The sequence below is a fragment of the Vreelandella halophila genome (assembly GCF_019903425.1).
Taxonomy (GTDB): domain Bacteria; phylum Pseudomonadota; class Gammaproteobacteria; order Pseudomonadales; family Oleiphilaceae; genus Halospina; species Halospina halophila.
Genome location: NZ_JACHUZ010000011.1, coordinates 382,026 through 396,173 on the forward strand (window position 1 = coordinate 382,026; position 14,148 = coordinate 396,173).

Genomic DNA, 14,148 nt, shown 5'->3' on the forward strand with positions numbered 1-14,148 from the left:
CCCTTCTTTCACCGGTCTGACGAGCGCTCGCGAGGGCGTATCGTCAGACGATGGCCGACCGGAAACACCACTATGTTTTCTGAATTCCTACAGTATCTGTTCACGGGGACAACGATTGGCGCAACGTATGCGCTGATTGCCCTCGGCTTTACCCTGATTTACAACGCCAGCCATGTCATCAACTTTGCCCAGGGTGAGTTCGTGATGATTGGCGGCATGACGACGGTGGCGCTGACGGGCATGGGAATGCCTATGATCGTTGCAGTCGTACTGGCCGTGATTCTGGCCAGTGTGCTCGGGCTTGCACTCCAGCGCCTCGCCATTGCTCCCGCCAAGCAGGCGGATGTCGTAACCCTGATTATCATCACCATTGGCGCGTCGATTTTCATTCGAGGCATTGCCCAGGTGGTCTGGGGCAAGGAGTACCACTCGATGCCCAACTTCAGCGCTACGCAGTCGCTGGAGGTGTTCGGTGCGGTACTCAATAGCCAGAGTCTTTGGGTATTTGGAATCGGTGCGGTTCTGGTGGTGGCGTTGGTGCTGTTCTTCACTAAGACACTGAGTGGCAAAGCCATTCTTGCGACCTCAATGAACAAAGAGGCGGCAAGACTGGTCGGCATCCGCACTCAGGTGGTGCTGATGCTTGCGTTCATGGTATCCGCGTTTCTGGGGTCGGTGGCTGGCATCGTTGTGGCACCGATTACCTTCACCTCCTATGACATCGGCATCATCCTCGGCTTGAAAGGGTTTGTCGCTGCGGCGATCGGTGGTCTTGGCAGTGGTGTGGGCGCGATTGTCGGAGGGCTGGCCCTTGGAATCGTTGAGGCCATGGCAGCAGGGTACATCTCCTCCGATTACAAAGACGCTGTGGCATTTTCCATGATCCTGCTTGTGCTGTTCTTCATGCCGCGCGGGTTGTTTGGCGCAAAAGTCGTGGAGCGTGTCTGATGCTGAACCAGATAATGCAATCTCGCCTCAGAGGAGTCATGCTCCTCGGTCTTATTCTGATCTTTCTTCCTGCCTTTTTTGCCAACCCATTTCACTATGAACTGGCTATTCAGGTGGGCATCGTTGCGGCCACTGTGGTTGGCCTGAATCTTCTGGTGGGTTTCGCCGGCCAGATCAGTCTCGGTCACGCGGGCTTTTTCGGTCTTGGGGCCTATTTTTCAGGGATTGCCACAGGCACCTATGGGTGGTCATCAATACCGGCATTGGTCGCCGGAGCCATCGCAGTGGGGGTTGTGGCCTGGATTGTGGGCCGCCCTATCCTGCGCCTGAAAGGGCACTATCTTTCGATGGCGACGCTCGCGGTCGGCTTTATCATTGCCATCATCCTCGAAAATGAGCGTGCCCTAACCGGAGGTCCCGATGGCATGTCGGTTCCGCCACTGGAGGTATTTGGCTGGCAGCTGAGTACGTTTGGCCGTTACTCGCTGTTCGGTCTGGAGATATCCGGCGTTCAGGCTTGGTATATGGTGGCTGGTGTTCTGCTTGTGATCGCGACCTGGTTCGCCCTTAACATCATAGAGTCGCCGATTGGGCGGGCTTTGCGTTCTCTGAAAGGTTCCGAAGTTGCTGCCGGGGTCGTGGGCGTCAATACGACAAAATACAAAAGTCTTGTGTTCGTGGTTTCCGCTGTCTATGCCAGCATCATGGGGGGCATTTACGCTCACTTTCAGGGCTTTATTACTCCGGATCTGGCGAGCTTCGACTTCTCCATTGTCCTGATCACCATGGTTGTTATTGGCGGTATGGGGTCCACCTTCGGTGTCATCCTGGGGGCGGTGGTTATTGAGCTTCTGCCTCAGGCCCTGGCGGATTTTCAGGAGCTTGAAATGGCCATGTTTGGTCTGATTCTCATGGTCACCATGATCTTCATGCCCAAGGGTCTACTCCCGACCCTGAATTCTGTGGTTCCCAATATAACGCGCAAGAAAGCGGCAGAGGTGAGGCATGACAGCACTGGTTGAGGTAAAGGGACTGGATAAAGTCTTCGGCGGTGTTCACGCAGTGGAGGATGTCAACTTTTCGGTAGAAGCCGGTAAGGTGTATTCGGTGATCGGCCCCAATGGAGCCGGTAAAACCACCTTGCTTAACCTGATTACAGGTCTCTATACGCCGACTAAGGGTGAGATCCGGCTTGGTGACGAGAGTACCGCCCGGTTGACGTCGAATCAGCTTGCCGAGCGTGGCATGTGTCGGACCTTTCAGCATATGCAGGTCTGTATGAATATGACGGCCATAGAGAATGTGATGTTGGGTCTGCATCTGCGCTTCAACAGCGGTCTATTGGCGACCCTGTTTCGGTTGCCTTCGATGCGCCGTAATGAGGCACTGGCCCGCGAACGTGCTGCGCAGTTGATGGACTACGTCGGGTGCGGTGATTACTTGGCCTCCGAAGCATCCGCTATGTCATATGGTGCCCTGAAGCGTCTGGAACTCGCGCGTGCACTTGCAGTCGATCCAAAGGTGATTCTCCTTGATGAGCCAGCTGCAGGGCTGAATGCTACCGAGACTGCGGCACTGGAGGAGCTAATCCGGAAAATTGCCGAGCAGGGTGTGACGGTGATTCTGGTTGAGCACGATATGAAGCTTGTGATGGGCATATCCGACCAGCTGTTGGTGCTTAACTACGGTCGGGTGCTGGCCGAGGGCACTCCAGAGCAAATCAGTCAAAACCCGGACGTCATTGCAGCCTACCTCGGTGGTTGAACAAAAAGGTATTCGATATGAGCGAACATAAAACTGAGCCGGGCGCCAGCTATCCACCCAGTGAGCAGGCAATACGAGCCATTGTTCAGGAGCATCAGTCCCTGTGGCGGATCCTGGATCTTCTGGATCAGCTTCTCAGCGATATGAATGTGAACGAACAACGCCCGGATGAGCGGTTATTGAGCACCATCTTCGATTACATCCAGTACTTCTCCGCTCGGGTGCATACGACACCTACGGACATCGAGCTCTACCGGCGGCTGGGTGAGAAATCACCCGAGACTGTACCGCTGCTTGATAAGTTGGCTGAGGGGTATGTCATTGGGCATGAGAAATTGCAGGAACTGCGCAGTTGTCTGGCCAGCTGTATTGAGCGATGGCCTGAAGGGCGTGAGCAGTTCAGTCATGCGCTGGCGCGTTTTACGGAGGCCTTGCGGAAACACATCCGCAAAGAAGAAGGCGTGGTGATTCCGAAAGCCAGGAAATTCCTTGACGAGGAAGACTGGCGACAGATCATTGAATCACGGGATGTGGACGATGACCCGCTGTTTGGCGAGCGGGTCCGGGATGAGTTCCGTGAGCTGCGCCATCAGATCATCAGCCTAACCCCGGAAAGCCTGGGGGGGCTGGGTCTCAAGCACTCAAGCCAGATGACGGCACCTGATGCCTCCCAAGAAATACTGTCCATCAAGGGTCTTGTTTCGTCCTATGGTCAGATTGAGGTTCTCCATGATCTGGATATTCGTGTCAATAGCGGTGAAATTGTCTCCCTCGTGGGAGCCAATGGTGCTGGCAAATCAACCCTGCTTATGACGATCTCCGGATTACAGCCGGCTGATAGGGGGGATATGACCTACCAGGGTAAGGATTTGCTCAAGGTGTCCGCTGACCAGCGTGTCGTCGACGGAATTGTGCAAGTGCCAGAAGGGCGTCAGGTCTTCAGCGATCTGAGCGTTTACGACAATCTGTTACTGGGGGCCTATACTCGTGGCCGTACCCCCGAAGTGATGGATGATCTGGAGCGTATGTTCACGAAGTTCCCGATTCTGAGTCAGAAACGCCACAACCTGGCGGGCGAGCTCTCTGGTGGCCAACAACAGATGCTGGCTATTGGTCGGGCGCTGATGGCCAAACCGCGACTGCTGCTTCTGGATGAGCCCAGTATGGGGCTTGCTCCGTTGGTCATCGAAGAAATCTTCAGCATCATAAAAGGTCTCAAGGATGAGGGCATAACCATTTTGCTGGTCGAACAGAATGCGTCCGACGCGCTGGCGTTGGCGGACCGTGGGTACGTGCTTGAAACCGGTAATGTGGTGGTAGAGGGGACTGGCGACGAATTGCTCAGCAATGAGAAGGTGCGTGAAGCGTACTTGGGCATGTGATCTGGCAGGCCCAGATATTCTAAATACCTAAGGGCTCCTCAAAATACTTTCTCTCGAAAATCATCGGCGATAGGTCATCATTGATGGCCTGTCGCCTGACGAGGTAATAGAACATCTCAGTGTAACCGAAGACGTCATATCGAGCCGTTTTCCGGGGGATTACCTAAACAGTGCTTGTTCTGTTCGTTTTTGAGCAGTGAGAACAGCTTGAGGACACTGCATTGTGGTGACCTTTGCCACAGCCTATTCCTGCTGTAAGCGTTCATTCTAAGACACCCTGCCACTCCAGCGAATAGCGCCCTAAAGTAGCCTCAGATTCTCCAATATGAGGTTACTCCCATGAGCAAACGCCGCACTCCTGAACAATGGCGGGATCTGGTTGATCAGCAGCGCGACAGCGGCCTGTCCGCTATGCAGTTCTGTAAGCAACAGGACATCGGTTATGCCAGCTTCTGCAACTGGCGCAAGCGTCTGTCCGAGGACCCGGTCTCTGACTCGACGGGTTCCGATGAGGCGGGTTTTGTGGATCTATCATCGCTGATGGGCACATCGTCATCTTCCGGATCGGGCTGGAACATCGTGCTGAGCCTGGGCAATGGCGTTGAACTGCGGCTGAGCCAGAACGGATGATCGGGCTCGATAGCCAAGCCCGGATCTGGCTGTGCACCGAGCCCACCGACATGCGCAAGTCCTTCCGGGGGCTGAGCGCGCTGGTGCGTAATCAACTCAACCACGATCCATTGAGCGGCCAGTACTTTGTCTTCATCAACCGGCGCAAGATCCAGATGAAGATGCTGTACTTCAGTCGCACCGGCTATTGCCTGTGGGCCAAGCGCCTGGAGCAGGGACAGTTCCGGGTGGCGTCTACCGCCTCAGGCCAGCGGTCTCTGACCCTGGCGGATCTGCAGCTGCTGATCGACGGCATCGAGGTGGAAAAAGCTCGTCGATTCAAGCGTTTTTCAGCAGCGTAAGCGGCCGGAGTTCGGTATAATTGCGCTCATGAAATCAACCGCTTGCACGCCTGACTCCAACCCGCTGTCTCACTCGGCCCAGGCCGAGGAGAACGCGCTGCTGCGCGAGCAGGTTCAGGGGATGCAGCGCCAGCTGGATTGGTTCAAGAAGCAGCTTTTCGGCCCCAAATCCGAGAAGCAGGTCTACGACCTTCCCGGGCAGGATAGCCTGTTCCAGCAGGAGGAGGCGCCCGTCCCCGAGAAGGGGCCGCAAGAGGACAAGCGAACGGTCCGGGCTTACCAACGCGGCACCGCCAAAAAGCAGCGCGACGATGACTGCCTCAACGACACCGGGCTGCGCTTTAGTGCCGATGTGCCGGTGGAAGTCGTTGAGCACCTGCCACCGGAGCTGACCGGCCCGGACGCCGTAAGACCACTTATCGGCTGGCCCAGCGATGTGGTGCTCAAGTGCGAACGCCCGGTGTTCCGTTGCAAAGGCACCGAGAAGCCGGTGACCGCCCCGGCGCCGCCCAACGTGCTCGATAACAGCCTGGCCGATGTCAGCCTGCTGGCCGGGCTGCTGGTGGACAAGTTCCAGTTCCACCTGCCGCTGTACCGCCGGCACCAGCGCATCCAGCAGGCCGGGGTCATCGTCAGCCGCAGCGCTGACCAACCTGGTCAAGCGCGCCATCGATCTGCTGCGCCCCATCGTGGATACCCAGACCGATAATGTGCTGCGCAGCCGGGTGCTGGCCATGGACGAGACGCCGATCAAGGCCGGCCACCAGGGCCGGGCTGGCTCGCAAAAAGGCAAAATGAAATCCGGCTGGTTCTGGCCGCTGTACGGCGATGCCGATGAGATGGTGTTCACCTACTCGAACAGTCGCGGGCGCGGCCACATCGAACAGGTGCTGACCGAGCAGTTCACCGGCACGCTGATCAGCGACGGTTACGCCGCCTACGCCCGCTACACCGCAGCACAGGAAGGCGTCACCCATGCCCAGTGCTGGGTACACGCCCGGCGTTACTTCATCGACGCCCGGAAAGAGCATCCGGAGAAGGCAACCGAGGCGCTGCAGCGGATCGCCCGACTGTATCACCACGAAGGCACGATCCGCGCTGAACAGTTCTCTGGCGAGAAGAAGCGCCAGTACCGACTGGCGCACTCAAAACCCGCAGTCCACGCGTTCTTCCAGTGGTGCCGGGACCAGCTGGAGCAAGGCGGCCTGTTACCGAGTGATGCGTTGACCAAAGCCGTGAACTACGTCATCAACCGCGAAGCAAGCCTCACCGTGTTCCTGGAAGATCCAGACGTACAACCGGACACCAACCACCTGGAGCGGGCGCTGCGTCCCATTCCCATGGGCAAGAAGAAATGGATGTTCTGCTGGACGGAACTCGGCGCCGAACACCTGGGGATCATCCAGAGCCTGATCAGCACCTGCAAGCTGCACGAGATCAATCCGTACACCTATCTGGTGGACGTGCTGCAGCGCATCAGCCAGCATCCGGCCCGTGAGGTGGCCGATCTGACGCCCCGCCTCTGGAAAGAGCGCTTCGCCGCGAACCCGCTACGCTCGCTGATCGACCCACGCCACCTGCACAGACAACCGGAGCCTGTCGCCGATGCGCATTGATGAGATGACCCTCGATCAGTTGCTGGAACTTAACGAGGCTATCTGCCAGCGTATCGATGAACTCAAAGAGCAGGAGAACCTGCAGGCGCTGAGTCAGCTGCGCGTCGGGCTCAAGGTGACCTTCGAGACTCGCGAGGGACCGGCGTTCGGCATCGTCACCAAGATCAACCGCAAGAGCGTGATCGTGCTCGCCGAAGACGGCACCAAACAGTACAAGGTCTCGCCGGAATTACTGAAGCCGCTTAATGAGGTGAAGTGATCAGCTTGCCTGGGAGGCGTCTACCACGTCTTGGAATGACCGCTTACTCTGTATCTGTCACGACAGCATTACTGAACGTGCCTGAATCCCTCAGTCCCCCAAACCGTTTGTAGAACTTTTCTTCGGGACCCGGTAGTGGTCCGGAGGCATTCTCCAGGGTTTCATCGAGCCACCGCTCGGCGCGTGCATAGATCTTACGGTAAAGGTTTCGGCAGAGCTGTTTTGCACTCCTGCCTTCCCAGTCTCCCGGTAGCAATTCTTCGGGGAGTAGCGGGTCCCGAAGGAGAATCTTACGATATTCGTGGATCATCAGGATCCGCAGTATTAAGCAGTCCTCGGGGCTGAGGGTATCTTCGGACTGTAGCTCCTGCCAGATGGGTCTGAACTGGTCCAGAAAACGACGGTACCTGCCGCCAAGTTCATCGAGATTCCAGCTCTCATGGACCTGTAGGCGTAGAGCCCTAGAGCTTTTCTGCTCCATGGGCATGGTCTGCATGACGATGGTGTCTTCCAATACACCCCATTCCTGAAGTAGAGGTTTGAGCTCTTCACGGGTAAAGCGGGGATGCTCCATCAATCCTGGAGCCATACTTCCGAAACTCAGCCACTTCAGCTCTTCTCTGACTCGTTGACGGGTCTCCGCAGGTAGTTGGTTCAGGTAGACGAGACACCAACTGCCGCTCCACTCTTCCGTCTCCAGGTTATACACGTGCTGAAAGGCATGCTTGAACCGTCGCAGGCCGGGCCCCGTAAGGCTGTAATAGCTGCAGCGACCGACTTTTTCTGCCTGTAGCCAAGACTCCTGTACCAGTCGGTACACGGAGGTGCGCACCAGCCGTTGGTTAATACCGATTGGAGTCAACAGTTTCATAAGGCTACCCAGCCAGACCTGGCCCCCGCGTGGGACGATGGCATCCCCGTAGGTCGTTATGATCAGCGACCCCGCACGCAGCGGTCGCTTGTTCTGGAAGTTATTGACGAGTTGATCGAGTTGGCTTTTTGCAGTCATAACCCTGAGGGCAGATTGAAAGTCATTGAAACGAATGGGCCAAACCCTTGGCGTGACAGCGTCAGCTTATACCTCGTCTTCTTAAGGATCTGACGGGGCGCTGGCGTATTCTTCTACATCGCCAATGCGAATGGTCCGTGGTCTGTGTCTGATTCTGTCGTTATGATACAGAAGATGTGATCAATGTCGCTATTAAGTATTGTATTTGTCCGTGACAGCAATCAGGCGTCGACGTACTTCTCGATGGTTATAGACAGGCAGGAGTAGGTGATCCACCCCGCATGCGTGACCCGGATGGGCTTCAGTCATGCTCCGTGCCTGGTGTGGCACAAGTCTCCAGGCTCTGGATCGCGTGCAGGGGTTACCAGTACGCGTGATCACGAGTCCCGCTTTGGCTGATAGTCACTACTGAGCAATCGTGGTCGTTGTGGATCGGCCTCGGCCAGAGGCAGACACTCTTGCATGCTGTTGAGACAGCGTACGGTAAGGTTCTGGTATTCTTCAGTCCCCTTGCGCTTCCACGCGATTTCTTCCTCATCCAAGGCTCTCACGATTTTGGCAGGCGCGCCAACAATCAGTGATCCGGGTTCACACGAGAATCCCGCTTTCACAAAGGCGCAGGCACCCAGGATCGATCGCGGAGCAACCATTGCATCATCCATGACCACCGCATTCATACCCACCATTGCGTCCTTGCCGACGGTACATCCATGGATGATGGCACCGTGACCGACATGGCCGTTCTCTTCCACGATTACATCCTTGCCGGGGAATGCGTGAGCGACACAGCTGTCCTGGACGTTGGAACCAGCTTTCAAAACGATACGCCCAAAGTCTCCACGCAATGACGCTGATGGCCCCACATAACAGCCTGGGCCAACCCAGACATCGCCGATCAGGGTGGCGGTGGGGTGGACGTATGCACTTGGGTCTACCACTGGTTTGACCCCATCGATGCTGTAACTGGGCATCTGGTTCTCCAGGTTGGGTCAGTTCAAAATCTGTTTGCCAATCATGATTCATGATTGTGCTTGGAAACAGAAATTACGATACATCATCACGCCTAAGTCAATCCAGAATACGTCCTTAAAATTGCATTTTGGGGCTAAGTTTTGTCATCAAGCCCCCAGAATTCGCCAAAAATGACGAATTAGCACCATCGTGAATAGGTCTTTTGATGTGACACAAAAACAGTCATTGTGATCCATTGACGAGTATCAATAGTTGGATATACTGAGTTGAGATCGGTTAAGTCAGTGCGGCCGCTTGGTCACCTGAACCCCGGTCGGCTCGTTTTCATTGCAAACAACACAAGACAAACCGAACTGCTTATGCCAAATAACCTGCTCATCGAGGGGCGCGACAGCGGGGTTCAGGTTCTGACACTGAACCGTCCTGAGGCACTGAACGCTTTGAACACAGAGCTTCTGGGGGAGTTGTCCGAGGCGCTGGACAATGCCGAGGCGGATCCAGAAATTCGGGCGATGGTGCTCACCGGGAGCCAAAAGGCGTTTGCGGCTGGTGCCGATGTGGATGAAATGGCTTCCAGAGATCTCGTCGGTATTCTCGAAGATCCGCGCGTTGCGCACTGGGAACGAATTGCTCGTTTTACGAAACCCATGATCGCTGCCATCAATGGGTTCGCGCTTGGTGGTGGCTGCGAATTGGCCATGCACGCTGACATCATGATTGCAGGCGAAAATGCCCGATTCGGCCAACCAGAGATCAACCTCGGCATCATGCCCGGAGCCGGCGGTACCCAGAGGCTGGTACGCAAAGTTGGTGAATCCCTTGCCATGCATATGGCTCTCACTGGCGAGCCCATTGATGCAAAACGCGCCCTTCAGGCTGGCCTGATCAGCGAAATCTGTCAGCCGGAGCTGACTCTCGAGAGAGCTATCCAGATTGGACACTCCATAGCCAGTAAGGCGCCTATCGCTGTGCGTCTGACCAAAGAATCGGTGCGCAAGGCGAATGATATGAGTCTTGCCGATGGTCAGCGATTTGAGCGACACGCCTTCACGATCCTTGCCGGCACGGCGGATCGTCAGGAGGGACTTGCGGCATTCCGGGAGAAACGCAAACCGCGATTCACGGGGCAATAGGCCTAGGCCAGCCGCCCGGAACTCATCCTTTATTTTATCGATAGGACAACGCCATGACTCAGCCGAGTATTCTTCTAGAAATCGATCAGGGCGTGGCTCTGCTTACCCTTAACCGCCCGGACAGTCTGAACAGCTTCAATACAGAGATGCACCAGCAGATGCGCGAGGCCATCAGCCAGGTGCGTAAAGACAGCAAAGTGCGTGTATTGGTTATCACTGGGGCGGGGCGCGGTTTCTGCGCTGGTCAGGACCTTGGTGACCGAGCTGTGGCACCCGGGCAGGAAACGCCTGATCTGGGGGAATCCCTGGAGAACAACTACAACCCGCTGGTACGCAGCCTGCGCGACCTTCCGATGCCAGTTGTGTGTGCGGTGAATGGCGTGGCCGCCGGGGCGGGAGCGAACATCGCGTTGGCCTGTGACATCACTCTGGCAGCGCGTTCAGCGAGCTTTGTGGAGGTATTTTGCAAGTTGGGCCTTGTTCCAGATTCCGGCGGTACCTGGACCTTACCCCGGGTTGTTGGGATGGCGCGCGCTAAAGGCATAGCTATGCTGGGCGACAAGATCAGCGCAAAGCAGGCTGAGGACTGGGGCATGATCTGGCGCTGTGTTGATGACGAAGCGCTGATGGATGAAACCCATGAAATGGCACGCCATTTCGCCAGCCAACCTACCAAGGGCCTCGCCCTGATCAAACGCGCCCTGCACGCCAGTGCCGACAATTCGTTTGAGCAGCACCTGAACCTCGAGCGTGACCTCCAGCGCATAGCGGGCCGTTCTGAGGACTACCAGGAGGGTGCTGCCGCCTTCATGGAAAAACGTACGCCTTCGTTCAAGGGGAAATAACCGATGCAGGCACTCGATACCCAAATTACGGTCGGTGTCATTGGTGCTGGTGCCATGGGTGCCGGCATCGCCCAGGTAGCGGCCCAAGCGGGCCATAGGGTCCACCTTCATGATCAGCGTGAAGGGGCTGCTGCTGCCGGGCGCGACGGCGTCGCGAAACAGCTCCAGCGGCGGGTGGATAAGGGCAAAATGGAGCAGCAGGCGGTTGACGCCATCGTTGATCGGATTCAGCCGGTTAGCACGCTTTCGCAACTGTCAAACAGCGGCATGGTCATTGAGGCCATTATTGAGGACCTTGAGATCAAGCACATGTTGCTGTGTGAACTGGAGCAGCTATGCGGCGACGACACCATTCTTGCTACCAACACCTCCTCTATCTCAGTGACCGCGCTGGGTTCGAAACTAGACCACCCTGAGCGGCTTGTTGGGATGCACTTCTTCAACCCTGCGCCTTTGATGGCATTGGTTGAGGTGGTTAAAGGCCTGGCGACGGATGATGGCGTGGCGGACACAGTGCATGCTACGGCGGCCAAATGGGGGAAGAAGCCTGTATTCGCGACATCCACACCGGGTTTCATTGTCAATCGGGTGGCGCGGCCGTTCTATGCCGAAAGCTTCCGTTTGCTTCAGGAGCAGGCCGCTGACCCGGCAACCCTTGATGCCATTATCCGGGAAGCGGGCGGCTTCCGTATGGGCCCGTTTGAACTGACGGACTTGATAGGGCACGACGTCAACTACGCGGTGACAACCTCGGTTTTTGACGCCTACTACCAGGATACCCGCTTTCTGCCTTCGCTGATTCAGAAAGAACTCGTTGAGGCAGGTCGTTTCGGGCGCAAAAGTGGTCTGGGATTCTACTGTTATGACGACAACAGCAAGCCTTCGGAACCCAACACCGAACCTGCCCACGAAAGCGATGAAACCCAGCTGATTGTTGAAGGTCTGCTGGGGCCGGCAGCCGCGTTGGTTGAGCGCCTTCGTGATGCCGGCGTTGACGTCATCGAGCGCGATGGGCCGGGTCAGCTTCGCTTTGGGGACGCGGTTCTGGCACTTACTGACGGGCGTATGGCAACAGAGCGCGCCAATTCTGAAGGCACTCCGAATCTGGTGCTGTTCGATCTGGCCTTCGATTTCACCAACACAACCAGACTCGCCGTGGGTATCGCCGATCAGGCCCACGATAAAGCGCGAACCGATGCCTGTGCATTGCTTCAGAAGGCGGGTATTGCGGTGAGTGTAATTGAGGATCGTCCTGGGCTTGTAGTTATGCGCACAGTCGCGATGCTGGCAAGCCAGGCTGCGGATGCGTCACTTCATGGCGTTGCGACCAAGGAAGACATCGATCTGGCAATGAAGGCGGGACTGAATTACCCGGACGGACCGCTGAGCTGGAGTGACCGTCTTGGCAACAGCTTGGTCTTTGAGGTGCTCACCAACGTCCAGAACAGTTACGGGGAAGATCGCTACCGACCAGCACTGTTCCTGCGACAAAACCATTACGCGGAAAAGGGCTTTTACACATGAGTGAAATCGACCCACAACAACTCGCTGAGCGCTGCGCGCAAGCGATGTTTGAGCAAGATCAAGCTAGCCAGAAGCTGGGCATGAAGATCGAATCTGTAGCGCCGGGTCGGGCGGAGCTAAGTATGACGGTTACCGAAGATATGATTCAAGGGCACGGCTCTTGTCACGGAGGCTACCTGTTCACTTTGGCCGACTCAGCGTTCGCTTTCAGTTGCAACACCTATGACAAGAGAACCGTCGCTTCTGGTTGCAGCATTGACTATGTGTATGGGGCCAGCCTCGGCGACAGGTTGATCGCGACAGCTGAGGAGCGATCGCGCGGCGGAAGAACCGGTGTCTATGACATCACTCTGACTAACCAGGATGGTGGAACGGTGGCCCTTTTCCGCGGCAAATCCTACCAGGTGCGTGGCTCAGTTATTGATTCGGAGGAACAGTCATGAGTGCGACTCTTCTCAAGGACGCTTATATCGTTGACGCCATCCGCACACCTGTTGGTCGTTATGGTGGTGCGCTTTCCGGCGTGCGTGCCGACGATCTGGCGGCTACCCCGATCAGGGTGTTGACCGAGCGCCACCCGGAACTGGATTGGTCTTCGATCGATGATGCGCTCTATGGCTGTGCCAACCAGGCAGGTGAAGACAATCGGAATGTTGCCCGAATGTCGTTGCTGCTGGCAGGGCTGCCGGCGGATGTTCCCGGGAGCACCATCAACCGCCTTTGCGGTTCCGGGATGGATGCTATTGGTAGCGCTGCACGAGCCATCCGCACTGGCGAGGCTCAGCTGATGATAGCCGGCGGTGTCGAGTCCATGTCACGGGCTCCGTTCGTTATGGGCAAGGCTGAGTCAGCGTTCAGTCGCAGTGCGGAGCTGTATGACACAACCATCGGCTGGCGTTTTGTAAATCCGGTCCTGAAAGAGCAGTACGGAATCGATTCGATGCCTGAGACGGCGGAGAATGTAGCCGCTGATTTTGGCATTTCCCGCGAGGATCAGGATGCTTTTGCGCTGCGCAGCCAGCAGCGTGCTGCTGCCGCCCAGAAAGACGGTCGGCTGGCCGCCGAAATCACACCGGTGAGCGTCCCCCGTCGTAAACAGGATCCACTGATCGTCGATTCTGACGAGCATCCCCGGGAAACCAGTCTTGAAAAGCTGGGGGCGCTGCCAACCCCTTTCCGGGAAAACGGGACTGTGACCGCAGGCAATGCCTCTGGCGTGAACGATGGTGCATGCGCACTCCTGATGGCTGGGGCTGATGCTCTAAGGCAACAGAACCTGACTCCCCGCGCCCGGGTTGTGGCAATGGCTACCGCCGGCGTTGAGCCGAGGATAATGGGCTTTGGACCTGCTCCAGCTACGCGCAAAGTGCTCGCGACCGCCGGACTTTCGTTAGCCGATATGGACGTCGTTGAACTGAATGAGGCGTTCGCTGCCCAGGCTCTAGCGGTAACCCGTGACCTTGGGTTGGCAGATGATGCTGAGCACGTAAACCCTAACGGTGGCGCGATTGCGTTCGGACACCCCTTGGGAATGAGCGGTGCTCGCCTGGTCACGACGGCTCTGTACGAACTGGAGCGTCGCCACAGAAGTGGGGTTAGCGCTCGTTATGCTCTATGCACCATGTGTATCGGCGTTGGTCAGGGTATCGCGATGATTATTGAACGTACAGACCCGGTAACCTGAGGTTGCCGCCAAGTCTGTAGACAAAACAACACAATACAAGA

15 protein-coding genes and 1 pseudogene are annotated in these 14,148 nt (G+C 56.7%); 14 read left to right on the top strand and 2 right to left on the bottom strand.

Annotation, left to right across the window (positions count from 1 at the left end):
• The first annotated feature begins 72 nt into the window (after positions 1–72).
• The 9 genes and pseudogenes from H4I92_RS02065 to H4I92_RS02100 all read left to right on the top strand — a co-directional run bounded on the left by H4I92_RS02065 (position 73) and on the right by H4I92_RS02100 (position 6,940).
• Positions 73–948, top strand: a complete 876-nt coding sequence (locus H4I92_RS02065; RefSeq protein WP_077528982.1) for a branched-chain amino acid ABC transporter permease — start codon at positions 73–75, stop codon at positions 946–948.
• Positions 948–1,970: a branched-chain amino acid ABC transporter permease gene (locus H4I92_RS02070; RefSeq protein ID WP_077528983.1), complete on the top strand. Its 1,023-nt coding sequence runs from the start codon at positions 948–950 to the stop codon at positions 1,968–1,970. The genes H4I92_RS02065 and H4I92_RS02070 overlap by 1 nt, the downstream gene beginning before the upstream one ends.
• A complete protein-coding gene (locus H4I92_RS02075; protein WP_077528984.1) occupies positions 1,954–2,712 on the top strand; it encodes an ABC transporter ATP-binding protein in 759 nt (252 codons plus the stop codon). The genes H4I92_RS02070 and H4I92_RS02075 overlap by 17 nt, the downstream gene beginning before the upstream one ends.
• Positions 2,713–2,729: 17 nt before the next feature.
• Positions 2,730–4,094, top strand: coding sequence for an ATP-binding cassette domain-containing protein (locus H4I92_RS17215; RefSeq protein ID WP_077528985.1), 1,365 nt, complete (start codon positions 2,730–2,732; stop codon positions 4,092–4,094).
• 339 nt (positions 4,095–4,433) lie between these two features.
• Positions 4,434–4,724, top strand: coding sequence for an IS66 family insertion sequence element accessory protein TnpA (gene tnpA, locus H4I92_RS02085; protein WP_077528986.1), 291 nt, complete (start codon positions 4,434–4,436; stop codon positions 4,722–4,724).
• The gene (gene tnpB, locus H4I92_RS02090) at positions 4,721–5,065 is read left to right on the top strand and encodes an IS66 family insertion sequence element accessory protein TnpB (protein WP_077528987.1); all 345 of its coding nucleotides are present in this window, start codon (positions 4,721–4,723) and stop codon (positions 5,063–5,065) included. Before tnpA ends, tnpB begins: the two co-directional genes overlap by 4 nt.
• Positions 5,066–5,186: 121 nt before the next feature.
• Positions 5,187–6,483, top strand: a pseudogene (tnpC, locus tag H4I92_RS02095) (IS66 family transposase); the annotation flags it as partial.
• 39 nt (positions 6,484–6,522) lie between these two features.
• Positions 6,523–6,681 carry a hypothetical protein gene (locus tag H4I92_RS16790; RefSeq protein ID WP_245800836.1) on the top strand — a complete coding sequence of 53 codons (159 nt, stop codon included), beginning with the start codon at positions 6,523–6,525 and terminating at the stop codon, positions 6,679–6,681.
• Complete coding sequence (locus tag H4I92_RS02100; RefSeq protein WP_077528988.1) at positions 6,671–6,940, top strand: hypothetical protein; 270 nt, start codon at positions 6,671–6,673, stop codon at positions 6,938–6,940. Before H4I92_RS16790 ends, H4I92_RS02100 begins: the two co-directional genes overlap by 11 nt.
• Before the next feature lie 43 nt (positions 6,941–6,983).
• Here H4I92_RS02100 and paaX read toward each other — a convergent pair whose 3' ends face one another.
• Together paaX and H4I92_RS02110 are read right to left on the bottom strand one after the other, a co-directional pair.
• Positions 6,984–7,949 (bottom strand): phenylacetic acid degradation operon negative regulatory protein PaaX, encoded by a 966-nt coding sequence (gene paaX, locus H4I92_RS02105; RefSeq protein WP_077528989.1) that lies wholly within the window; start codon positions 7,947–7,949, stop codon positions 6,984–6,986.
• Between the two features lie 377 nt (positions 7,950–8,326).
• Complete coding sequence (locus tag H4I92_RS02110) at positions 8,327–8,920, bottom strand: phenylacetic acid degradation protein PaaY (RefSeq protein ID WP_077528990.1); 594 nt, start codon at positions 8,918–8,920, stop codon at positions 8,327–8,329.
• 360 nt (positions 8,921–9,280) lie between these two features.
• Here H4I92_RS02110 and paaF point away from each other — a divergent pair, with 360 nt between their 5' ends.
• Genes paaF through pcaF form a run of 5 tightly spaced genes read left to right on the top strand, consistent with a single transcriptional unit; the run spans position 9,281 to position 14,107 of the window.
• Complete coding sequence (gene paaF / locus H4I92_RS02115) at positions 9,281–10,054, top strand: 2,3-dehydroadipyl-CoA hydratase PaaF (protein ID WP_077528991.1); 774 nt, start codon at positions 9,281–9,283, stop codon at positions 10,052–10,054.
• A gap of 53 nt (positions 10,055–10,107) precedes the next feature.
• Positions 10,108–10,899, top strand: a complete 792-nt coding sequence (paaG, locus tag H4I92_RS02120; protein ID WP_077528992.1) for a 2-(1,2-epoxy-1,2-dihydrophenyl)acetyl-CoA isomerase PaaG — start codon at positions 10,108–10,110, stop codon at positions 10,897–10,899.
• Between the two features lie 3 nt (positions 10,900–10,902).
• Positions 10,903–12,423, top strand: a complete 1,521-nt coding sequence (gene paaH / locus H4I92_RS02125; RefSeq protein WP_077528993.1) for a 3-hydroxyacyl-CoA dehydrogenase PaaH — start codon at positions 10,903–10,905, stop codon at positions 12,421–12,423.
• Positions 12,420–12,866, top strand: a complete 447-nt coding sequence (gene paaI / locus H4I92_RS02130) for a hydroxyphenylacetyl-CoA thioesterase PaaI (protein ID WP_077528994.1) — start codon at positions 12,420–12,422, stop codon at positions 12,864–12,866. Before paaH ends, paaI begins: the two co-directional genes overlap by 4 nt.
• Positions 12,863–14,107 (top strand): 3-oxoadipyl-CoA thiolase, encoded by a 1,245-nt coding sequence (gene pcaF / locus H4I92_RS02135; protein WP_077528995.1) that lies wholly within the window; start codon positions 12,863–12,865, stop codon positions 14,105–14,107. Before paaI ends, pcaF begins: the two co-directional genes overlap by 4 nt.
• Positions 14,108–14,148: the final 41 nt, after the last annotated feature.

Excerpts from the sequence above, each read along its gene's own strand:
- H4I92_RS02065 (WP_077528982.1), top strand. The coding sequence starts at position 73 with ATGTTTTCTGAATTCCTACAGTATCTGTTCACGGGGACAACGATTGGC.
- H4I92_RS02070 (WP_077528983.1), top strand. The coding sequence starts at position 948 with ATGCTGAACCAGATAATGCAATCTCGCCTCAGAGGAGTCATGCTCCTC.
- H4I92_RS02075 (WP_077528984.1), top strand. The coding sequence starts at position 1,954 with ATGACAGCACTGGTTGAGGTAAAGGGACTGGATAAAGTCTTCGGCGGT.
- H4I92_RS17215 (WP_077528985.1), top strand. The coding sequence starts at position 2,730 with ATGAGCGAACATAAAACTGAGCCGGGCGCCAGCTATCCACCCAGTGAG.
- tnpA (WP_077528986.1), top strand. The coding sequence starts at position 4,434 with ATGAGCAAACGCCGCACTCCTGAACAATGGCGGGATCTGGTTGATCAG.
- tnpB (WP_077528987.1), top strand. The coding sequence starts at position 4,721 with ATGATCGGGCTCGATAGCCAAGCCCGGATCTGGCTGTGCACCGAGCCC.
- H4I92_RS02100 (WP_077528988.1), top strand. The coding sequence starts at position 6,671 with ATGCGCATTGATGAGATGACCCTCGATCAGTTGCTGGAACTTAACGAG.
- paaX (WP_077528989.1), bottom strand. The coding sequence starts at position 7,949 with ATGACTGCAAAAAGCCAACTCGATCAACTCGTCAATAACTTCCAGAAC.
- H4I92_RS02110 (WP_077528990.1), bottom strand. The coding sequence starts at position 8,920 with ATGCCCAGTTACAGCATCGATGGGGTCAAACCAGTGGTAGACCCAAGT.
- paaF (WP_077528991.1), top strand. The coding sequence starts at position 9,281 with ATGCCAAATAACCTGCTCATCGAGGGGCGCGACAGCGGGGTTCAGGTT.
- paaG (WP_077528992.1), top strand. The coding sequence starts at position 10,108 with ATGACTCAGCCGAGTATTCTTCTAGAAATCGATCAGGGCGTGGCTCTG.
- paaH (WP_077528993.1), top strand. The coding sequence starts at position 10,903 with ATGCAGGCACTCGATACCCAAATTACGGTCGGTGTCATTGGTGCTGGT.
- paaI (WP_077528994.1), top strand. The coding sequence starts at position 12,420 with ATGAGTGAAATCGACCCACAACAACTCGCTGAGCGCTGCGCGCAAGCG.
- pcaF (WP_077528995.1), top strand. The coding sequence starts at position 12,863 with ATGAGTGCGACTCTTCTCAAGGACGCTTATATCGTTGACGCCATCCGC.